The sequence below is a fragment of the Rheinheimera sp. NSM genome, from assembly GCF_052380015.1.
Lineage (GTDB): Bacteria > Pseudomonadota > Gammaproteobacteria > Enterobacterales > Alteromonadaceae > Alishewanella.
In genome coordinates, this window is the sequence record NZ_JBQTCI010000001.1 from 271846 (window position 1) to 293907 (window position 22062).

The following is a 22062-nucleotide window of genomic DNA, read 5'->3' on the forward strand; positions in this document are numbered from 1 at the left end:
GGTTTACTGATGGTTTGGGTGTTCAGGTAGTTGAGTTTGTTAGTGAGCTCAATGTTTGTGCAAATTCACGATAACTGTGTAGCTGACGGCCAAGGAGCCGGGTTAGACGCTTAACATCACCCGCTTTAGGGATCATGCCGTCGCTGACATAGCGTTCGGCCATCAAACGCATCTCGTAAGCGGTCCATTTAGGCATGAAAGATGCCATATTCTGTTCAAATCCGCTCGGATCGTCGCCACCATAGTTAACTGTGCGGCCGAGTGTTTCAGACCAGATTGCAGCAATGTCTGAGCCTGTCAGGGTGTCGGGCCCAACTACATTAATCGTCTCAACCGGCAATATATTTGGTGCCTTATCGCGACGGATTAATTCGAGTGCGGCGACTTCAGCGATGTCACGAACGTCGACCATCGCAATACCTTTACTACCTATCGGCATCGGGTAAACATGATGATTGAAAATCACGTCTTTGATCATAAGTTCGTTGTCGATGAAGTAGGCAGGGCGCAGGATGGTTGCGCTGAAGCCCATTTGTTCAAGCATGCGCTCTGCACCGTACTTGACCGCAAAGTGGGGCACATTAACGGCTTGGTCTGCATCGAATACCGACAGATAGACGACCCGTTCGACGCCCTCTTCCCGGGCAATGTTCAAAGTAATCAGGGCCTGCGTAAACTCATCTCCTGTTACTGCGTTGAGCAGAAATAAGCTGCGAACACCCCTGAATGCGGCGCGCAGGGAGTCAATATCAAGCAGATCGCCGCTCGCTATTTCTACAGAGTCAGGAAATTTTATTTTGTCAGGGCTGCGGGTGAGGATGCGCACTTTAGCGTCGCGTTTAACGAGTTGTGCTACAAGGTGTTGGCCAACCCGGCCGGTGGCGCCAGTTACGAGAATAGTCATGGTTAACTCCAATTTATTAAGGTGAATGTGTTGTCTGTTGACGATTCCCATTCTATGTGTTTCAAATTGGTTCAGATAGATGATAAAGTTGGACGCATTGTCTCACTGGTGGAACACTTTTATGGATTTAGCCGCTATTGCCGATTTCAACCTGGTTGCCAGACATGGCGGTTTTGGCCGTGCAGCCCGGGAGAGCGGGCGCCCAAAGGCAACGTTATCCAGACGTGTCGCTGAATTGGAGAATAGTCTACAACTGAGGCTGTTCGAACGTGGAGCCCGCAAGCTCAAACTGACCGAAGAGGGGATGGCACTTTATGAGCGAACGGGAGCCTTGCTTAGCGAATTAGATGAAGCCGTCCTGGCAATTTCTTCCGGTGTGGCCCAGCCACGAGGCCGCTTACGCGTCAGTGCCCCGTTGCTATTCTGCCAGCTTGCAATGGGAAGGTTGGCGGCAGAGTTCGCCATTAAACATCCGGATGTACAACTTGAAGTCACGTCGGACGATCAGTCTGTCGATATGGTCGACCAGGGATATGATCTGGTGATCAGAGTCAATCCGGCAAAGGATGAAAACCTTTACGGTCGCCCGATTTTGCGGGATCGATTGGTAGTTGTTGCGAGCCGTAATCTGGTGCGGCCAGCCGGCAATCACTCCGTTCCGGTGGTGGTGCGTGGAGCTGGAAAACAGCCAACTGTATGGGAGTTGATTTCCGGGGGCGTAAAGTCCAGCATAGCCGTAAATCCCGTGCTTCAGCTTTCGTCGATGATTATGGTACGCGATGCAGTATGCGCCGGCGCGGGCGCAGCTTTGCTGCCGGTCTCATTAGTTAATCAGGATATTAAATCGGGAAAGCTTGTATGTTGGGGCGAAGCCGAAGCTCCGGAGATTGCCTTGTGGGCGCTATACCCATCACGTCGTTTACTCAATGCAAGGGTTTCAGCTTTTCTTGAGCATCTGAAGGAAGCCTTTCCAACAGGCGAACCGGAAGAGCTTGCGGCGTATATACGGCCAGAGGCAACAGTTTGTTGATTCCTGCCGTGTTTATTAACTGATAGCATCAGATCACAGGAGGATACATGTCAGTGAGTTGCCCGGATAAAATTAAAGCTCTGCCGTTGTACTATAGCCGTTTCGATGCGTATCGTTCAGCGGCAGCTGAGCATGCTTGACGATGTGCGCCACTGCACCCTGTGTGCACCGCATTTACCGCTGGCGCCGAAGCCCATTTTGCAATGGCACCCGCAAGCACGCATTTTAATTGCCGGCCAGGCGCCGGGGCAAAAAGCGCATGATGCCGGCGTGCCATTTGCCGATGCCAGTGGTGAGCGTTTACGTGCCTGGTTGGGACTAACGGCTGAGCAATTTTATAACCCGCAACTGGTGGCAATATTGCCGATGGGCTTTTGCTTTCCCGGTACCGGTAAAAGTGGTGATTTACCGCCACGGCCGGAATGTGCCGCCACTTGGCGCCAGACACTGCTGCAGCCGTTAAAAAATCTGCAACTGACGATTGTGATTGGCCAATATGCGCAGGCCTGGCATTTGCCAACAGCTAAAACCTCGCTCACTGAAACCGTGGCAGCCTGGCAGCAGTATTGGCCGGATATTATCCCGCTGCCACATCCCAGCCCGCGCAATAATATCTGGTTGAAACGCAACCCCTGGTTTGCAGAGCAGCTGTTGCCAGAGTTAAGGGCGAGAGTTAACGCTGTGTTGTCATAGCCGGCCGTTGAGTTGTGCCAGCCTGCGCGGGAGACGTAACGTCATGGCGCTATAATGTTGTAGTGCTACACTGGCATTGGTCACCGGCAGAAGCACTGTTACTGTGCCGGAAAAGCTGTTTTATCGCTTGGTTATATGAATTTTACGCTAAGGAAGTAACATGAAAAGATTGATTGCAGGGATTTTATGTCTGGTAATGCATACGTCAGTTTATGCTGAATCAAGCAACAGGCAGAGCATCGAAGAGCTGCTGCAGCTAACAAACGCAGATTCAATGCTTGACGGTATCTATGCCCAAATGGATCAAATGTTTGCTGGTATGGGGCAGCAGATTGGCGTAAAGCCGTCTGAACAGGATATTTTTGATAATTTTATGCAGCAAGTTGGCGCTGTAGTTAAAGAAAAGATGTCTTGGGCAAAAATGAAAGACCCGATGATAGATATATATTTAAAGCACTACACTGAAAAAGAAGTTCAAGACATGCTGATTTTCTATCGTTCCGCAACGGGGCGTTCACTGGTGGAAAAAATGCCGGCAATAATGAGTGAATCTATGATGCTTTCGCAAAAGATGATGAAAGACGTGATGCCGGAAATTCAACAACTTAGTGCTGAACTTAAACAAGAGCTGACCGCGCGTCGTAGTAAAGAGCAAAGGTAAAACTCTGCATATGCGCGTATACCACTAAGCGCAGAGTAACAGTGCGCTTAGTGGTAACAAACTTATAGCTGCATAACAGAGTCCCGCGGTTTTATACTGCCGGCTTAGTTAGCAGTCAGTTGCAGGTTGGCGTACTCGATAATGGCTTCTGGTGTATCCAGCCCGGCTATCGGCTCACCGGTATACAGCTTTTCAAACTGTAATGGCTCGGCAAAGTTAAAGCTCAGTTCCAGCTTGCCGGGGTTATTGACAAAGGCTGTCAGGCTGTCTTTCATACTCTGTGGTAATGGCTCCAGCATAGCAATATTCATCAACGCCATGCCTTTTACGGTATCCAGATCCGGCGCCTGGCCTTGCTCTGCAGCCATGGCAACGGCGCGTTCAATAAAGCCATTGTTTTCAATGGTAACCGTGCCTTTGCTTAGCGCACCGGTAACCAGCTTGGCCAGCATTTGCTCCATATAGGCTTCATCGCCTACCAGCTCTTGCTGCTGCTCCGGCGGTAATTCGCTCAGCTCACGCGCGTATTGCCAAAACTGCTGCATTTGCGCCAGGGTAAAGTTGTAGCCCAGGCTGAATTCGTCGTTAATACGGGTTTGCTGGCTGAATAACAGCTGGCCGTCGGTTTGGTATTCGTAGCTGTAATCACCGTGCAATGCCACGCTTTGCAAAAAGGCACTGGCGTGCGGCGGCAGTATTTGTAACACGGCCGGGGCGGCTTTGGCGCCGACCAATTGCATACTGCCTTTGTCGGCTAAGCCTTGCGGTTTCACGCCTTTGGCAGTGATAAGCTCGATGGTAGCAACAGTGCCCATTTCACCGAAAGATACATCCAGACCGCTGATGCTGTAGCTGGAGGTCAGCACATTGGCCGATACATCTTTATAGCTTAATTCGATTTGCGGCATCAGCCCGCTGTCGGCCACGTCGCGGTAGCTTTGGTTAGCTTGTGCAATTTGCTGCTTGATGGCGTTTTCTGCCTGGCCATTGGCATAATACAGAGCGCCGCCGGCTGCCGCCGCTACTACAACCAACGCTATCACTGACTTGTTCATACTAATCCTTTAAGTGTGTTTGTTAATAAAACGGCAAAATGTTAACACAAGCGGCGCTGGCCGAATAGTAAACAAGCCGGCTTTTTTATAGAAGGCGACCTATTTACGCTGTTTATAAAGCCTGTTAATTTGGCGGCTGAAACCAGGCAGCGGCGGCAGATATGGAACACTATTTTCATTGGTTTGATTTACTCGGCATTGCCGTGTTTGCTGTGTCCGGTACCCTGGCAGCCTGGCGCAAACAAATGGACGGTTTTGGCGTAATAGTACTGGCCAGTGTTACGGCTATTGGCGGCGGTACGCTGCGCGATCTCATCCTTAATGCGCCGGTGATCTGGATCAACAATAACAGCTATTTTTACGCTATCTTTATCGCCGCTGCAGCCACCATCTTACTGGTACGCAACCGCTTAACCATACCGCATAACACCCTGCAATTGTTCGATGCATTGGGGCTGGCGTTCTTTGTTATTATGGGTACGCAAAAGGCGCTGGATCATGGCACCTCAACCATGGTGGCCATTTTGCTCGGTACCATGAGTGGCGTCTGTGGCGGCATGATCCGCGACGTATTGTGCCGCGATATCCCGATGGTGTTTCGCGGTGAGCTATACGCGGTAACCTGCATCTTCGGCGGCGTAGTTTACACCGGCTTGTTGGCGCTGGGTGTGGCGCAGTTGCCGGCCATGCTTAGCGGCATGTTGGCGTTGTTATTACTGCGCTTAGCGGCGATGAAATGGCAGCTAACCATACCCGTGTTCAGCAAGCATCATAACGAGCTGAACGAGCCTTAAGCCGGCGCCAGCTGAACAACAGCCCGAGTAATAGTAACGCCAGGCTAAGCACGCCGGTTAGCAGCAACGCCAGCTGATATAAGGTGCCGCCCACTGCTGCAAGATGCAGCGGGTAAAAACTGTTACGCAACCGCTCTGCCGTTGCCAGCTCCGCCGCCGGTACGGCGTACAGCACACTGTTATCCAATGGGTTAAGTTGCAGTACGCCGCGGCCATTCGGGTGCCATTCGTCGCCGGCCTTAGCGCGAAAGCTTATCGGATCAGTATCCTTTTGCCGCAGGCTCACCAGCCGTAGCGACTGCATCGGCCAGTGTTGCTGCGCGCTTTGCAGTGCAGCTGTCCAGTTGGTGGCACTAAGCGGCACCGCCGCTATGCTACGCAGCGGTTGCGGCGCAGGGCCGGATGGCGGCAACAAAGTGTGCAGTAGCGTTTGCGTTTGCTGGCTGAATACCATCATAGCGCCGGTGGCACTGGTGAGCAGCAACAGCGGCAACAACAGCAGTGCCAACACACTGTGATACTGGCGGACACTGCGCAGGCTTTTATCAGGGCGGGGCAGCTTAAACAGGCGGCGGTTAAAGCGGCGCGGCCACCATTGCCACAGGCCACTGAGTAACAGCAGCAGGCTAAGCAGGCCGATAACGCCGTTTACGGTATGGCCGCCTTCACCCGCCAGTAAATGCAGATGAAAATCGTACAGCCAATCCAGCCAGTCGCTATGCATGCTGCGGGTTAACAGCAGTTGCTGCTGTTCATTATAATAATGCCGGCTATTGTCAAACGTCACCGCTTCCAGCCAGAGCGCATCAGCCGCCGGGAATTTTACATAACGAAACTGTGCATCTTGCTGTAACCGGTTAAGCAGCGGCCCCCAATGGCTGATATCGGCCACCGGCTGGATCTGCTGCAACTGCGGATATTGCCAGCGCAACAGCGGGTTCTTGTACAGCAACACTGCGCCGCTAACGCAGAGCAACACCAACCAGATACCCAAGGCCCAGCTCAGGTAGCGATGCAGCCGCGCCGCGGTTAAAGCCATTTAAAATAAGCTCATTAAAAGCTGTGGCTCCAGCTTAAGTTCAGCGTGCGGCCAATACCGGCGAAATAGCGTGCATTTGCCGGGGTGCTTTGGGCGTAATAGGTAAAGTACTGTTTGTCGCTCAGGTTCTCTATACCCAGGGTCCAGCGGCCATAAGCTGTGTCGTAGCTGCTGCTGAAATCCAGCGTGGTATAGCCGTTAAAGTGCTCATAAATAGCTGCACCGGTATTTATATCTACACCAATACTCAACGTATGGCTAAATAAAATATTGGCTTGCAAACGGCTGCTCAGTGCCGGCAACCATTGTTGTTGCCAGTACAGGTTTAACCGCTCCGGCGCGATATTCACGCCGCCCAGATCAGTGTCAACTCTGCCATCTTCGTTGTTATCAAAGCGGCCATTAGTGCGGGCGTAGCTAAAACCAAGCAAATTGTCGTTGCCAAAGTAATACTGGCCTTCAGCTTCAATACCGTCTATTTCCGTTTTCTCGCGCATTACGCTGTAAATACCGTCGGCATCGGGTTGTAAGCGCGAGCCTAAAGCAGAATCCGAGCGATAGGCGCTGGCGCGCAGTTGCCAGTTATCAAAGCTGAACTCTACCCCCAACTCCAGGTTGTCGGAGATTACCGGCTGCAGGGTTAGAAAGCTGTCTACCGATAACCCCGGAGTGTTGATATCACGCAGCACGCGGCCCACGTCCGGCATACTGAAGCCTTCGCTGTAGCTGCCGTATAACCTCATATTAGGGTGAAATTGCCATACCACACCGGCATTGGTCAGCAGCTCGTTAAAGTCCGGTTCGCCGCCGGCAACAAAGGTACTGTTGTATGACGCCAGGGTAGTAAAATCAGCTACTTTTAATTTGCCGTATTCATAACGGCCACCCAAGCTGAAGGTCCAGTCGGGTATTGCGCTGTAGCGCAACTGGGCAAAAGGCGCCAGATTAGTGAACTTCGCCTCGGGCACCCAGTTACGGCCGGTCAGCGCCAGTTCCTGATAGGTTTGATCCTGTAGCCAATCGGCGCCGGTGCTTAAATCCAGCCCGCGCAATGCCAAATCAGGTTTAAACCAGGTTAAGCGGCTGCCGTACTTGGTGGATTTATTCTGCGATTGATCATACAGGTTCTCACCATAGGCCGGGTCCTGAAAGGCTGCGAAGGTGCCGCCACCGTATAAGGCGGCAAAGTCCTGCAAAAACAGCTGCCAGCTTAAACTGCCGCCCAACACCGCCTGGTGCTGATAGTCCAGCGTAGCGGTAGTTACTTTATTCTGTGGGGCGCGGCCTTGCGTTTCACCGCGTACTGAGGTGGCAGCTATGCCCTGTTGTACATCACCGGCAACCTGCACATAGTCGCCGTTACCGCGCAACTTATAATGGTTTACCATCAGCTGCAGGCTTTGCTCAGCGCTTAATTGCTGCCGTGCTTTGATAAACACGTCAATACTGCGTGAGTCCATGGTATCGCCCTGGGTACCATCAACGCCAATCAGCTTGCCGTTGCCATCGCGGTACATACCTGTGTCGCTGACGGCGGCGCCGGCCACCAGATTCAGCTCCTGCTGCCGGTAACTGTGTAAGTAACTGGCTTTATAGCTTTGGCTATCGCTGCCGCCGGCAGTTGGCGTGGTAAAGCCGGCGCTGAGCTGATGGCGGTTGTCACCGGCCGACTTGGTAATAATATTAATAATGCCGCCGCTGGCACCCATACCCTGAATGGCATTAGCACCGCGGATCACTTCAATGCGTTCTATCATCGCAGGGTCAATGGTTTTGCCATCACGCGAACCGTTACGCAGCGGGTTAGACTGCGGCACACCGTCAATCATATACAGCGGCTCGCGGCCACGCAGTGTTTCACCGGCCGAGGTCAGCTTCTGCCGGCTGGGTGAAAAACCAGGTAGCAGGTTGCCCAAAATTGCCGAAATATCCTGGGTAAACGCCAGCTGGCTGGCTATTTGCTCCTGGCTGATCACGGTAATGGTGGCCGGTACTGTGCTCACCGGCGCGTTACTGCGCGTAGCGCTAACCTGAATATGCTCTATAGCATCGTCGTTGGCTTGCAGCAGCGGGCTGCATAATACCAATGCCAAAGCGATGCGAGACGGGGTAAAACGGGGCAATGCAGACATGGGTACCTTGTTAACATTAAATGCAATGATAATGGTTCGCATTTATAGTGATATTGTTAACAAATGTCAAGCCAGAAACAACTGCAGCGGCGCGGTTTGTCCGGGTAACTGGAACTTTTTTTGCCGCTTGAATTCTTAGCAAGCGGCCTTATATACATCAGGCTTTGCACTAACACACTGTTTTTACGGGAATGACCCCGGCAACCAAAGAGGAAGGTAAAAACAATGTTTACGCTTATCCACGCCCCGTTGGTGGCTCAGCCGCCGCCTTATTCTTCGCATATTTCTAAACAGAATTAACTATGCTGCGGAGAATATTATGCTACAGGTATCCCATTTAACGCGTCGTTATGGCGCTATGCTGGCGGTGAATAACGTCAGTTTTACTATTCAACCGGGCGAAATTGTTGGCCTGTTAGGCCATAACGGCGCCGGTAAAACCACCATTATGAAAATGCTTACCGGCTATCTGGAGGCCGATAGCGGCAGTATTAGGCTAAACGGCCTGGAAATGAGCCGGGATCGCGCGGCGATACAGGCGCAAATTGGCTATTTGCCGGAAAGCCTGCCACTGTATCCGGATATGACGGTCGCCGATTATCTTGATTACGCCGCTACGTTAAAAGGGCTTAGTGGCGATAATAAAACCGCCGCCATGCGTTATTCCATTGCCGCTACCGATATCGCCAGCAAGCTGCTGGCACCTATTGCGACGTTGTCCCGCGGTTTTAAACAGCGGGTTGGCGTGGCGCAGGCGATACTGACCAGGCCAAAACTGCTGATTTTAGATGAACCCACCAATGGCCTGGATCCGGCACAAACCGAAGCTATGCGTAACCTGATCCGCGAACTGGCCAAAGATGCCACAGTCATTTTATCTACCCATATTATGCAGGAAGTCGATGCGCTGTGTAGCCAGGTGTTAATGCTGCGCTCCGGCGAGCTGGTGCTGGACAGCAGCCTGAGCGCTTTGCGTCAGAGCAATAGCGTACAGCTGCTTAGTGATATTAGCCTGTCGGCGCTGCGTGACGCGCTGAATAACAAATTTAACGGGCTTGAAATCAGCAGTCTGGCTGAGGGGCAGTACCGCTTAAGCTTGAGCGATAAACAAACCGTCAGCCAGCCGTTAACAGCCTTATGTCAGACGGCGGCAAAAGCGGTATTTAATGCCGGCGCTAATCTGACCCAGTTATTTATTGAACAGCGCGATTTGGAAACGGTATTTCGTCAGCTTAACAGCACAACGGAGGTGAAAGATGCGGCCTGAAACGAGCCTGAGTAACCGCGATATGCTGTGGCGCATAGCGCAAAAAGAAATCAGTCTGTTTTTTGCCTCGCCGGTCAGCTATCTGTTTTTAGGCAGCTTTCTGGCTGTCACCTTGTTTATGTTTTTCTGGGGCGAGGCATTTTTTGCCCGCAATATTGCCGATGTGCGGCCGTTGTTTAACTCTATGCCGCTGCTGCTGATTTTCCTCGCCAGCAGTTTAACTATGCGGCTGTGGAGCGAAGAGCGCCGCAGCGGCACGCTGGAGCACGTGCTTACCCAAAGCGCGCCGCTATGGCAGTTTGTCCTGGGTAAATTTATCGGTTGCAGCCTGCTGTTGTTACTGGCATTGCTTTTGACCTTACCGCTGCCGTTCACGGTGGCGATGCTGGGCGAGCTGGACTGGGGCCCGGTCTGGGCCGGTTATCTGGCTACCCTACTACTGGGCATGCTGTATCTGGCCATTGGTTTGTATGCCTCAGCGCGCAGTGATAATCCGATAGTGGCGCTGTTGGTCTCAGTGCTGTTGTGCGGTGTGTTTTATTTAGTTGGCAGCAGCATAATTGCCGGCCTGTTTGGCCAGCATATCAGCCAGTGGCTAAGTTTGCTGTCTACCTCGGGCCGCTTTGAGGCGATAAGCCGCGGCATGCTGGATGCGCGTGACTTGTTGTATTTTGTCAGCTTAACACTGGTGTTTTTAACCCTGAATACGCTGGCGCTGGAACGCGGCCGCTGGAGCGAGCAGCCAAGCCAGGCCAGCAAACGCTGGCAGTGGGCAGCCAGCCTGATTATCGTTAATGCACTGGCACTGAATTTATGGCTCGGGCAGCTATCTGCGCTACGCTTTGACAGTACGGCCGGCCAGCAATTTACCTTGTCGCCTGCCAGCAAACAGCAGTTGGCACAATTGCAGGAGCCATTGCTGCTGCGTGGTTACTTCAGCAGTAAAACCCATCCGCTGCTAGCGCCGCTGGTGCCGCAGTTAAGTGATCTGCTGCGTGAATATGAAATAGCCGGCAAGGGCCGCGTTAAGCTGGAGCTGGTTGACCCGTTAAGCTCCGCTGAGGCAGAAAAGCAGGCCAATCAGGAGTTTGGCATCGAGCCGGTGCCGTTTCAGGTGGCCGACCGCTATCAATCGTCTATCGTCAGCAGCTACTTTAATGTGCTGGTACAATACGGTAGCGAATACAAAGTGCTGGGTTTTCGCGATCTTATTGAAGTGAAAACCGGCGGCGAGGCCGATATCAATGTGCAGCTGCGTAACCCCGAGCTGGATATTACCCGCACTATCCGTGCTGTGCTGCAGGGTTATCAAGCCGGTGGAGAGCTGTTTACTGCGGTGGATAAACCGCTAAGCTTTACTGCCTATATCTCAGACAGCAGCAAGTTACCCCCACAATTGCAGCAGTTTGCCACTGAGATTAACGACGTGCTGGATCGGCTGGCGGCAAAGGCCGGTGATAAGCTTAGCCGCCAGACGCTGGACCCGGACGCTAACGGCGGTGAGCTGGCGCAGCAACTGGCCAATGATTACGGCATCAGCCCATTGGTGACCGGTTTGTTAGACCCGAACCCGTTTTACTTTCATTTGCTGCTGGGTGATGGTGAACAGCTGCTGCAAATTCCGCTGGACGATTTCTCTGCCGACAGCTTTGAGCGCAATTTCAGCGCGGCGGTAAAACGCTTTGCCAGCGGTTATCGCAAAACGGTAGCCCTGGTGGCGCCGGCGGCTAACCCTTATGGCGGCGGTGTCAGTTTTAACCAGCTGCAGCAATACCTCGGCGATGAGCTAAACGTAAAAACCGAAGATCTAACTGATGGCACAGTGGCCAGCGATGCTGACATTGTGCTGCTGGCGGCGCCGGAAAAACTGGACGACAAGGCGCTGTTCGCTGTCGATCAGTTTTTAATGCAGGGCGGCACTGTGCTGCTGGCCAGTTCGCCGTACAGTGGCGATTTTAGCGGCCGCAGCCTGAAGCTGAAAACGGTTGAATCCGGCCTGGCAGACTGGCTGGCACATCATGGCATCAGCCAGCAAAAAACCTTAGTGCTGGATCAGCAAAGCGCGGCACTGCCCCTGCCGGTAACGCGCGATCTGGGTGGTTTTAGGGTGCAGGAAGTGCGGATGCTGGATTACCCGTACTTTATTGATGTACGCCAAAACGGCTTAAATACTGAGCATCCGGCCAGCGCCAGCCTGCAGCAACTGACGCTAAACTGGGCCTCGCCGCTGAGTATCGATAGCGATAAAAACCGTGGCCGCAAAGTGACAGAGCTGATCCACAGCTCTAATCGGTCCTGGTTGTCTGACAGTAGCGACGTGCTACCGCCGCTAAATCAATACGGTGAGCTTAGCTTTACGCCAGAAGGCGAACAGCAGTCTTATTTGCTGGGGGCTGTGGTTGAAGGCGAATTTAGCTCCTACTTTGTCGGTAAAGACTCGCCGCTGTTAGCGGCAGCTAATGAGGCGACCGCCAATGAGGAGACAGAGCCAACGCTAAATTTGTCGTCGGTGCTAACACGTTCGCCAGCATCAGCGCGCTTAATCGTCCTGAGCTCAAACGACTTTATCAGCGACACCGCCTTGCATCTCAGTGGTGCGGCCAGCGGTGTGCAGAATATAGCCGCCTTGCAGCTTGTCGCAAATACGCTGGACTGGGCGCTGGACGATGCCGCGCTAACCAGCATCCGTGCCCGTGGCCAGTTTAACCGCACGCTATTGCCAATGGACGAAGGCCGTCAGCAATTCTGGGAATACCTGAACTATGGCTTAGCACTGCTGCTATTGGCCGGGTTTATTCTGGCGCAACGTAGTATACAAAAACGCCGTCAGCTGGCCTGGCTGCGGCAATTGGCTCAGTAACAGGAGGCGTTATGACACCCTTAATGCGTAATTTAACCGTACTGCTATTGGCGCAGTTGCTGTTGGCACTGTGGCTGTTTAGCAGCAACGATGAGATTGTCAGTGAGCCATTATTGCCGCAACTGGCAACTGCTGACACCCTGCTGCTAAGCAGTAAAGACGGCGAGCTGACCCTGACTAAACAGGGCGATAGCTGGCAGCTAACTAGCGGCCTGCCGGTGAGCCAGAGCAAGCTGGATGCTTTGCTGCGTGATTTAACCGCGCTGAAAACCGGCTGGCCGGTGGCGCAAAGCAGCGAAGCGCACAGCCGCTTTAGTGTGGCAGAGGATAAGTTTGAGCAAAAGCTGCTGCTAAAGCAGGGGGACACTGTGTTGCATACGCTGTATCTGGGCGACAGCCCGGCGTTTCGCCAGCTGTATGTGCGCGCCGACGGCGATGATGCTATTTACAAGGTAGCATTAAACCGCTTTGAGCTAAGCACAGATGAAAGCGCCTGGCTGGATAAGCAGCCCGAGCCAGCCGAAGCGGAAAGTGCCATAGCAGATAATGCAGAAGCGGACAGTACCGTCGCAGAGCATGCCGTGGCGGCAAGTGGCAGCGATGCAGGGCAAAATCCGCCTGCCAGCGACGACTAATGCCGCAGACGCCAGCATCCGCGCGCGTGATGCTGGCGTTTATCGCCATTCCATGGATAATAAGCCGCATTAAAACGATAGCGGCGCTTTGCGTTTGCGCCGCCGACAGGATGCGCTATGTCTCAATTACTTCGTATTGTGCTGCTGCACACTCATCTGCCCGGTGTGGTGGAGCTACAACTGGATCAGCACACCAATATTTGCGGTACCAATGCCTCGGGCAAAACCACGCTGCAGCGCTTGGTGCCGGTATTTTATGGCGAGCAGCCCAACCGCGTGGTGCCGAAAACCCGCAAAAAATTTGATGAATTTTATCTGCCGTTTTCCAACAGCTACCTGATTTATGAATATCAGCGCGAAGACGGCGCCGTGTGCCAGGTGGTGTTAACGCGTAAAAGCGATGGCGGCGTGGATTACCGTTTTGTTGGCGCAGCCTATCAAAGTGATTTTTACCTGACGCAAAGCGAAGATGGCGTAAAAGCCATGAGCTACAGCGACTGGGCGGCCAGTATGCGCAGCCGGCCTGAGGTGCAGGTGTCGGCCAAAATCAGTGCTACCAGCGAGTATCGCAGCATTATTCAAAACGACGCCGCTGCGCTGCGTGGTAACAATGCCGACAGCGTTAAATTACGCCGCTTAGCCGCCGGTTTTAGCCTGGTCAGCAGTGGCCATAAGCTGCGCCATATTGAAAAGCTGGTCAGTGCCGTGCACGCCAAAGAAGGCAAAATGGACACGCTAAAAGCGATGCTGGCGGCCATTTTTGAAGAAGACGGCGTAACTCTGCCTACTACCAAAGTAAAGAATACCAAGGCGCGCGAGTGGATCCTGCAAATGCGCCAGTCTATGCGATTGGACAAACTGCAACAGGACTTTGAGCGCTTGCAACAGCTGGCGCAGCAACTGGACGCTGGTGAGGCGCAGTTAGCAGCCTTACTGCCGCTGCTACAACAAGATGAAAGCGCACAAAAGCAACGCAAAGCCGATGCCGAACAGCAGGTTAATGCGCTGCGCGGTGAGCTGCAAAGTTTAAAAGAGCAATTCAGCCAGCAGCAACTGGAGCTAAACAGCAGCCTGGTAAAAGCCGAAGCCGGTTTACATGAAACCAGTGCGCGCTTAGATCAATTGCAACAGCGCTATGACGACTTTGACAGCAAAGATATGCCGAAGTTACAACGCGACAGCGATGCCTTGCCGCTGTGGCGCGAGCAGTTAGAAGAAACGCTGGAGCAATACCAACTGATGGTAGAGCAGCACGGCGACTTAGAGCGCCAGTTGGAGCAGCGTAAAATCAAGCTGGCCGAAGCCTTTAACCGCTTAAGCGAGCAGCACCGCGGCAAAGCCCGCCAGCTGCAACAACAAAAAGATGCTACCCGTGAGCAACAAGACAACAAGCTGGCGGCGTTGGAGCAGGCGTTTCAAAGCCGCTTACAGCAGGCGCAACAGCAGTTTGCTGATCAGCTAAGCAGTATCAGTAGCAGCATAGCGGTACTGCATAGCCAGTTAGCCGCATCACAGTTGACGGAAGAAGAGTTAGAACAGCAGCGTAGTGCTGAGCTGCGCTTAGAGCAAGCGCAGCAACAGGCACAGCAACAAGGCCGTCAGTTACAGCAGTTACAAGCGCAACACCAGCAGGCCCGTACCGCGCGGGATAATGCTGATCAGCAACTGGAGCACAGCCGCAAAGCGCTGCACAGTGCCTCGCAGCAACTGCAACAGCTGCACCGCCAGCTGACGCCGGAGCAGGGCAGTTTGCGCCATTTTCTGCGCCTGCACTATAACGGCTGGGAGCAAAAGTTGGGCAAGGTACTGGACGAGCGCTTATTAGAGCGGCAGGATTTACAGCCGCATTTGGCACAGCTGAGCGACAGCCTGTATGGCCTGCAACTGGAGCTGACGGCGATAGACACGCCGGACTATGCTCAGGATGAAGCTGCCATCCGCCACCGCATTGCCGCGGCTGAACAACAATTGGCGCAGGCTACTGCCAATAAAGCCGAGGCGGAAAAAGCACTGCAACAGTTGCATGAGCAGGCTGAGCTTAGCCGTGGTCAGCTGGAGCAGGCGCAGTGGCAGCTGACCCAGTATGAGCAGAACATCGAATACGCCCGTGATGCACGCAACCGGCTGCAGGCGCAGCAGCGTGAACTGGTGGCAACACGCCAGGCCAGCGTTAAGGCAGAGCTTAGCGCGCAGCAACAGCAGTTGGAGAAACTAAAACAGCAGCAACAGGCCGATTTACAAGCACTGAAAGCCGACCATAACAGCCAGAAACTGGAACATAAAGCCGATTGGCAGGCCGAACTGCAGGTGTTTGACGAGCAAATCGACGAGCTGGAGCGCCAGCTGGAGTATAAGCGCGACGACAATAAGAACCAGATCAAAGAACTGCAGCAGGCGTTTAACGAAGAGTTATCGGCCAAGGGTATAGATCCGCGCCGTTTAACCGAGCTGAAGCAAAAGCAGGAGCAGTTAAAAACCGACATTAAAGCGGTAGAAGGCCGCCAGGATGAACTGACCGCCTGGCAGAAATTTATCGCACTGGACTGGCAACAATTACGTCCGGAACTGCTGGCAAAAGAAACTGAGTTAAAACAGCAGCTGCGTAGTGTAAAACAGGCATTGGAGCAGCAAAAAACCGATTACAGCACTAACCAGAAAAAACTCGACGAGCAAAAACGCCAACAGCAGGAGCTGATGGGCCAGGCCGAGCAGTTGCTGGCACAGTTAAGGCCGGTATTTGCCCGCTTTAACGAATTGCATTTGTCCGGCATCAGCCCGGCCGCGCTTACTGCCCCGGGCGATATTATCGAACGGCTGGCCCGTGCCAACGAAGCGCTGGAGCAACGCAGCAAACTCGACAGCGCATTAAAAACCGCGCTGGAGCAGTTTGAAACCATGCTGAGCAAAGATGCCGGGCCGGAGTTTTTAGATCGGCTGCAGCACGAGAGGCGGCAACTGCCGGAATTTGCCGGTAAACGCCGGCAGTTACCGATATTGCACAGCCTGCTGCAGATTTTAAAAGATGCGCAGCAGCAGTTGTTGGAAATGGGCGAGAACATTGGCGGCGACCTGAAAAAGTTCTTCACCGTATTCAGCGATATTAATCGCCGTATAGCGCTGCAAAGCCGGCGCTTAAGCGAAGCGGTAGCCGATGATTTAGTGCTCGAAGGTATCAGCCGCTCAGAGGTGCGTATTTTATCCACCATTGACGAGTTGGGGTTCTGGCAGCCGTTAAAGCATTTCGCCAAACTTTATGACGACTGGGCCGCCTCAGGCAAAGCCTTGCCGTCGGAGCAGTACCTGAATGCGCTGGCCGATGTGGTTGAGCTGCTGCGCGCCGATGAGCAATACAGCATTGAGTCTTTGCTGCGGCTCGAACTGCATTTAAGCGAAGGTGGCTCTGAGCTGGTGATTAAAAACGATCGCCAGTTGCTGGAATCCTCCAGCCACGGTATGGCCTACCTGATTTTATGTAAGTACCTGCTGGCTTTTACCCGCTTACTGCGTGGTGAGGCCAAAGTGGCTATCCACTGGCCGATAGATGAAATCGGTACCCTGGCGTATCACAACGTGGAAAAGCTGTTTGCTGCCTGCAGCAGCAACAATATTGTCATTGTCGGCGCCTTCCCGAATCCGGAGTCAGACGTATTAATGCTGTTTTCGCACCGCTATTTAATTGAGCCCAGCCAGCAAGATCCAAGCAAACGCCAGTTAAAACGTATTCAACCTAAAATCAGCCGCTTAGCCGAGCGACTGGCCGGCAAACAGCAGGAGGCAAGCTGATGTTGCAACACGGACCTTTACTGGAGCGCCTGCTGGCCGGCGATTTTATTTGTCAGGTTACTGACGAAGATGCGTTTCGCCGTTTAAGCAACGAGCAAACCCAACAGGAGATTAACCACTACCTGCGGCCGTTAAACCGGCGTTTAGTGGCCAATGATGACAGCAGCGTGTTTTTTCTCGGCTTCCACGAGCTAACTAAAGAAGCGCGCGAGCAGCTAAGCAGCCAGTTTGCCTTAACGGTGCAGTCGTTGCTGCCATTGTTGGAATGGTTACAACTGGTGCAGGAAACTATGGGGCGGGACAGCGCCTTAACCGCCGGTGATACCATTAAGTTGCAGGAGTTTATCCTGCGCACCGAAGATAACCAGAGTCTGCGTCAGCGCCTGAACCAGCTGGCCAGCGACCGCTTTTTTAACAGCCAGAGCGAGCAGTTGGATAATCAGATAAAGCTGATTTTCCGCCGTTTAAAAGAGCATGGCTACCTGCTGCAGCCGCACCACGACCGGCAGTACTATATCGTTACCGGTAAAATTGATTATTTAATTGATGTTATTCGTTTTATCCGCGATGAAGAGCATTTGCCGGTGGACGATACGCCAACGCAGGAGGCGTTAATCTGATGGCGCCTACAGATCCGGGCAGCAGCACAGCGTCTAACCTGTTTACTATCGGCGCTGAGCGTTTAGCCTTATTGGGCAAGCACCACAAAGCGCTGATGCAGGGTTATTTAGATGGTTTTATTGATGAAACCGCCTTTAGCGAAGCTGCGCTGAAAAAACTGATCGCGGCGCGGATTTTATGGCGGCCGGACGAGCAGCAAGCGCTGGCGCTGCGGCCTTTGGTCAGCGAGCTGATCGCCAGCATGGTGGCTGATGAAAACCGCCGCCAGATTAACGCTGATGTGGCGGAAAAGCTGGAGCAAATCCGTAACCGCGTGCAGGCTTACCGTGATGCGCAATACAAAGGCGATTACAGCGTGGCCGAGCTGCAACTGCAGCGGTTAACCGAGCATGTGCATGATTTAAGCGGCCAGTTTGAAGAGGCGATAGACAGTTTATGGCACCGGCTGAACAGTGACTTTGGCTTTGTCGCCAGCCTGGATGATAAAATCCGCGAAAACGAGCGGGCGCAAAAGCAATTGCGCCGTTTGCTCGATGGCTTGGTGTTGCTCGATTTCAGCGAATTAATTGAGCTGGCCGAGGGCAATAACCATTTACGTAAGCTGCTGGTAAGCCAGCTGCAAAACCAGCTCAGCTCGCATCACAGTAGCTTGCTGGAAGTGCAAAAACGGCTGGTTGAACTGCTGGCCAAATTCCGCCAGCAGCAAGCCCGCTCAATGTTAATTACCAATATGGCGGCGTTTTTGCGCCAGCATCCGAAGTACCAACCGGCCGATTACCCAAATCGCAGCGAGCTGCCACAACTGTTTAACCAGGCGGCCGCGATTAAACCGCAGGCCGCGATAGCGCTGGATAAAGCCAGCGAGCGGCAGATCTTAGCCGAATTAGTGCGCGCCCTGCCACGGCATAAAGCAGTGCAGCTTAGCGCCACCCCGGCAGCCAGTTTTGCTCAGCAATGGCAGGATGAAGCCATCGCCGCCCGGCAGCAGGCACTGAAAACCGATGTCGAGAATTTTTATCTTAGGGTAATTGACCACGGTGGCAAACTGAGTGCACTGGATTATCTTGCCCAACAGCAACTTGAGTGGGACAGCGAAATTTGGCTGTATCAAATCATTGCTGAATACCAGGCACTGCCTGTGGAGGAAAAGCAGATGTTTGCCATAATGCGCGATGAAGCGCCGGCCAGCAGCATGAACCAGTTGCTGCTTATCCGTGATATCAGCATTGCGTTAAAAGCTGCCTGATGAGTTACCCGGCGGGCTGTACGGCGCTGCTATCCGCGCCAGTACGGTTACTTGTTGTGTTAATGGCAGGCCAATAATAACGGCTTCGCCGGATCGGGGGAAAATACCGGTAAGGGCGGTGAAATTAACCTGATGGGTTACCAGTACTGTCGGTTGCGGCAGTTGTGCTGCGGCAAACTGCTGAACTAACGCCTGCGTTTGTTTATCGACATCACCGCGGCCAGCAAAAAACGAATTAAGTGGCGGCAGCGGTTGTGGTGCAGACAGTGCCATTAGCCTGGCGGTGTCGAGGCAACGGCACCACTGGCTACTGTAAACTGATATTGCGCCGCTGTGCTGCGCACGCAACAAATCCCCCCAGCGTTCGGCTTGCTGCCGACCTTCGTCGTTAAGATTGCGCTGTGTGCTGCAGTTCTCTAACACAAAACCGGCCGGATCGCCGCTGCCGGGTGCTAAAGCGTGGCGCATTAGCAGCAAGGCCTTACCTTCACGCCAGGCTTGCCAAGCGTCGCCATCGGCAAGGCTGGTTGCCGGCAGCAATAATATCAACGTAAGCCATAACACTTTCATCTGGCAGGGTCCCGTTAACGGTGTGCGGTTTACTCGGTTACAAAGTACTACGCCGCACAGCAGCGACAAGTTTAGTCTGCTACTGCGTCACAACTCAGTTTTTGCTGTTTGGCGCCCGACGCGCAGTAGAGTGATACCTAACCAGATAAACCAGATTAGCTGGCTGATGCCAAAAGCATCCTTCAGATAGGGCACAGTATGCAGTACGGTGAGAATACCCAAGCTACCAACCCACAGCCCCAGCAGATGCAGTGCTTTGGCAAAGCGCTGTTGTTGCAAGCCGGCAATACTGAACAATAATACCCAGAACCCGCCCACCAGCTCGATGCCGCCGCCCAGTGCATTGGTAAGCAGGTTGCCGGTGTTATAAAGCGCCAGCGCCTGCTCAGTGCTGGTGTCGAGCAGGCGTAAAGTCATATCCATGCTAATTAACGCCACCATACCAGATGCCATCATCAGGACCAGCCAGACATTGCCAAAACGCTCTGCTAAACCTGCCACGGCAGATTGCTTAGCTGGCAAAGCCTGTTGTAACGCTTGCAGCAAAATTGCCAACAGCACACCAAACAGCAGATAACCAATGCCCCAGCCGATGGCGACCAAGCTATATTTCTGCTGCAGGTAAAACTGCAGCCGGCCAAGGTTGTCCAGCCCCGCTGGCACGGCTAACAGGCCAAAGAAAATTACCGCCACGCTGATATAGCAAAGTGCCATGCCGATAGCGGCGTAGCCACTAGCTTTATACATAGCCCGGTCTGATGTTGTACTGTTGTGCATTATACAGCCCTCATTAAATAACTGACGATCGGTGTCAGCTTTAAGGCTATGTAAGCAATGGCATTATGTCGTCCGTGACGATAAGCCCGGACAGGTTTTTACTATTGCACCAGCCGGAAACGTCGTACACTGAGGCTGCTGATAAAACAGGTTAACCAGATAAATGCTTGAACAGATCTTAAGTGCTGCCGCGCTGGCTGTTATTGGCCTGACTATTCAACAATTGCTGCCGCAATTGACTCAACGCCGTTTTCTGCAGCCACTGCTGCTGGTGCTAATTGCATTAGCGCTGATTATCAGTGGCCCGATAGTCTTTAGTGTGTTTCCGGGCTTAAACTTTATATACATTGCTACTTTGCCGGTTACGTTTTTGCTATTGCTGCCCGGTTTGTATTTGTACGCCCTGGCGCTGACTGCCAGCACGCCTTGGCGTTGGCAATGGCGCTGCATCCGAATGTTCTGGTCGCAATTGTTGGCAATACCACTGGCGCTGTTGATCCTTACCCTGCCAGCCGAACAGCAACAAGCACTGTTTTTTGCCGATGACACTGAACTACAGGGCCAGTTGTTGCTCACTGCTGTGCTGTTTTTTATCGCCACCTTGTTATGGCTGGTGTTGAGCCTGGTTAGCTTGCTGCGTATCACACGGCTAATTAAGCGTTACCGGCAGCAACTAAAACAGGTATTTGCAGCAGACAGCGGAAAGCGCCTTGGCTGGCTGAGCGCCCTAATGCTGATATTGCTGCTGAACTGGAGTTATGCCGTACTGGTGTTTTTGCTGGCAGAGCCATCGCCCTGGCTTAGTGAGGCCGGCGTGCTGTTATTGGCACTGCTACTGGTATGGTTGCTGTGTTCATGCGGCCTGAATCAGCAACCTGGTTTTGCTGAGCTAACTGCAATACCCCGGGCTGAGACCGAAGCAGCTGAACCAGACGAGCCAAAGGCAACAACCGATAATGCAAAGTATCAGCGCTCGGCCTTAGGTGAGGCCCAGGCACAGCGTATTGCTGCTAAGGTGCAACAGGCAGTGTATAGCGAACAGCTGTATTTGGACCCGGCGCTAACCTTATACAAACTGGCTGAGCATATTGGCGTGTCGGCACAGTATTTATCGCAGACGCTGAATCAAACTTTGCAGCAATCATTCTATGACTATATTAACGAAGCCAGAATTGTTGCTGCGAAGCAGCTGTTGCAGCAAACCGAAGACAGCGTGCTATGCATAGCGATGGCAGTGGGTTTTAACGCGCGGTCGTCATTTTATAAAGCCTTTAGAAGCAACGCCGGCTTGACACCGGCACAATACAGAGCAAAACAATCTCAGCCATAAGCGTTAGCGTTACACTTTTTAGTGGCTTCTGGCGGGCTTAATTTACGTCAATACTGCCATGCTTACTTTGCGTATACAGGGTGTAAGGCAAAGCCACTGTATCAGCGACTAAAGAAAAACCGCCGTCGATAATAAAAAACGGCACATTATTAAAACTGTCGCCAAGGTTCTCCCGGCGACTGGGCTCACCGTGCAGCTTGCATAAGTTGTAACTGAAGCCACTGTATATCCGCGGTATGCTCTGGCAATAGCTGCGCTTGCCATGATGCTCAATATTGATATGGGTGGTGCTTGAAGGCAGCGTTTTTACTGTAGCGCAGGCGGTCAGGCTCATTATTATCGCGAGTAAAAGTAGTTTCATTGTCCGTTATCGGCGTTGTCAAATTTGGCCAGAGTGTAAATTACTGTATTAATAAAGTAAACGAGGCGGTTGAGGCTTGTCAGGCTCTGTGCTGGCGGGCTGTTAGGGTTCGGTTATCCGAGCCAGCACGGTAGCTGATCGTGTTAGCGGCAGTGCAATAATAGCCGCTTCGCCCGAGCGCGGAAAAATGCTTGGGCGATGGCGGGCATTAGCATAAATAACAGCAAGATAAAGGCTTTCATTATCCGGTTTATCCGCGATATTTGGCAGTTATACGCAGGTTTAACTCTACAGGTTTACTGTT

The 22062-nt window shown here is 52.8% G+C and carries 18 protein-coding genes; 11 read left to right on the forward strand and 7 right to left on the reverse strand.

Going from position 1 to position 22062, the window contains the following annotated elements:
• Positions 1-22: 22 nt before the first annotated feature.
• Entirely contained in the window at positions 23-904 is an 882-nt protein-coding gene (locus tag ACTZWV_RS01190; protein WP_444784778.1) for an SDR family oxidoreductase, read from the reverse strand.
• Between the two features lie 121 nt (positions 905-1025).
• Here ACTZWV_RS01190 and ACTZWV_RS01195 point away from each other — a divergent pair, with 121 nt between their 5' ends.
• From ACTZWV_RS01195 to ACTZWV_RS01205, 3 genes are all read left to right on the forward strand, one after another.
• Positions 1026-1934, forward strand: a complete 909-nt coding sequence (locus tag ACTZWV_RS01195) for a LysR family transcriptional regulator (RefSeq protein ID WP_444784779.1) — start codon at positions 1026-1028, stop codon at positions 1932-1934.
• Between the two features lie 105 nt (positions 1935-2039).
• Entirely contained in the window at positions 2040-2627 is a 588-nt protein-coding gene (locus ACTZWV_RS01200; protein ID WP_444784780.1) for a uracil-DNA glycosylase family protein, read from the forward strand.
• Positions 2628-2787: 160 nt separating this feature from the next.
• Positions 2788-3288 (forward strand): DUF2059 domain-containing protein, encoded by a 501-nt coding sequence (locus tag ACTZWV_RS01205; RefSeq protein ID WP_444784781.1) that lies wholly within the window; start codon positions 2788-2790, stop codon positions 3286-3288.
• A gap of 104 nt (positions 3289-3392) precedes the next feature.
• Here ACTZWV_RS01205 and ACTZWV_RS01210 read toward each other — a convergent pair whose 3' ends face one another.
• The gene (locus ACTZWV_RS01210) at positions 3393-4343 is read right to left on the reverse strand and encodes a hypothetical protein (protein WP_444784782.1); all 951 of its coding nucleotides are present in this window, start codon (positions 4341-4343) and stop codon (positions 3393-3395) included.
• Between the two features lie 161 nt (positions 4344-4504).
• On the opposite strand from ACTZWV_RS01210, the gene ACTZWV_RS01215 reads away from it, so the two are divergent.
• Entirely contained in the window at positions 4505-5137 is a 633-nt protein-coding gene (locus ACTZWV_RS01215) for a trimeric intracellular cation channel family protein (protein ID WP_444784783.1), read from the forward strand.
• Here the strand turns inward: ACTZWV_RS01215 and ACTZWV_RS01220 are convergent.
• Complete coding sequence (locus ACTZWV_RS01220; protein WP_444784784.1) at positions 5103-6176, reverse strand: PepSY-associated TM helix domain-containing protein; 1074 nt, start codon at positions 6174-6176, stop codon at positions 5103-5105. The two genes, ACTZWV_RS01215 and ACTZWV_RS01220, sit on opposite strands and share 35 nt — an antisense overlap.
• 14 nt (positions 6177-6190) lie before the next feature.
• On the reverse strand, positions 6191-8308 hold the full coding sequence (locus ACTZWV_RS01225) for a TonB-dependent receptor (RefSeq protein ID WP_444784785.1): 2118 nt from the start codon (positions 8306-8308) through the stop codon (positions 6191-6193).
• Between the two features lie 319 nt (positions 8309-8627).
• On the opposite strand from ACTZWV_RS01225, the gene ACTZWV_RS01230 reads away from it, so the two are divergent.
• From ACTZWV_RS01230 to ACTZWV_RS01255, 6 genes are all read left to right on the forward strand, one after another.
• Complete coding sequence (locus tag ACTZWV_RS01230; RefSeq protein ID WP_444784786.1) at positions 8628-9575, forward strand: ABC transporter ATP-binding protein; 948 nt, start codon at positions 8628-8630, stop codon at positions 9573-9575.
• A complete protein-coding gene (locus ACTZWV_RS01235; RefSeq protein ID WP_444784787.1) occupies positions 9565-12435 on the forward strand; it encodes a Gldg family protein in 2871 nt (956 codons plus the stop codon). Before ACTZWV_RS01230 ends, ACTZWV_RS01235 begins: the two co-directional genes overlap by 11 nt.
• Positions 12436-12446: 11 nt before the next feature.
• A complete protein-coding gene (locus tag ACTZWV_RS01240; protein WP_444784788.1) occupies positions 12447-13070 on the forward strand; it encodes a DUF4340 domain-containing protein in 624 nt (207 codons plus the stop codon).
• A gap of 117 nt (positions 13071-13187) precedes the next feature.
• A complete protein-coding gene (locus ACTZWV_RS01245) occupies positions 13188-16853 on the forward strand; it encodes an ATP-binding protein (RefSeq protein ID WP_444784789.1) in 3666 nt (1221 codons plus the stop codon).
• Positions 16853-17473: a hypothetical protein gene (locus ACTZWV_RS01250; RefSeq protein WP_444784790.1), complete on the forward strand. Its 621-nt coding sequence runs from the start codon at positions 16853-16855 to the stop codon at positions 17471-17473. The genes ACTZWV_RS01245 and ACTZWV_RS01250 overlap by 1 nt, the downstream gene beginning before the upstream one ends.
• Complete coding sequence (locus tag ACTZWV_RS01255) at positions 17473-18720, forward strand: hypothetical protein (RefSeq protein ID WP_444784791.1); 1248 nt, start codon at positions 17473-17475, stop codon at positions 18718-18720. The genes ACTZWV_RS01250 and ACTZWV_RS01255 overlap by 1 nt, the downstream gene beginning before the upstream one ends.
• Here ACTZWV_RS01255 and ACTZWV_RS01260 read toward each other — a convergent pair.
• Positions 18706-19290: a histidine phosphatase family protein gene (locus ACTZWV_RS01260; RefSeq protein WP_444784792.1), complete on the reverse strand. Its 585-nt coding sequence runs from the start codon at positions 19288-19290 to the stop codon at positions 18706-18708. The genes ACTZWV_RS01255 and ACTZWV_RS01260 overlap by 15 nt on opposite strands.
• An 87-nt stretch (positions 19291-19377) precedes the next feature.
• Complete coding sequence (locus tag ACTZWV_RS01265) at positions 19378-20037, reverse strand: hypothetical protein (protein WP_444784793.1); 660 nt, start codon at positions 20035-20037, stop codon at positions 19378-19380.
• 193 nt (positions 20038-20230) lie between these two features.
• On the opposite strand from ACTZWV_RS01265, the gene ACTZWV_RS01270 reads away from it, so the two are divergent.
• On the forward strand, positions 20231-21397 hold the full coding sequence (locus tag ACTZWV_RS01270) for a helix-turn-helix domain-containing protein (RefSeq protein ID WP_444784794.1): 1167 nt from the start codon (positions 20231-20233) through the stop codon (positions 21395-21397).
• Between the two features lie 37 nt (positions 21398-21434).
• Here the strand turns inward: ACTZWV_RS01270 and ACTZWV_RS01275 are convergent, their stop codons facing one another.
• Positions 21435-21731 (reverse strand): YceK/YidQ family lipoprotein, encoded by a 297-nt coding sequence (locus tag ACTZWV_RS01275; RefSeq protein ID WP_444784795.1) that lies wholly within the window; start codon positions 21729-21731, stop codon positions 21435-21437.
• Positions 21732-22062: the final 331 nt, after the last annotated feature.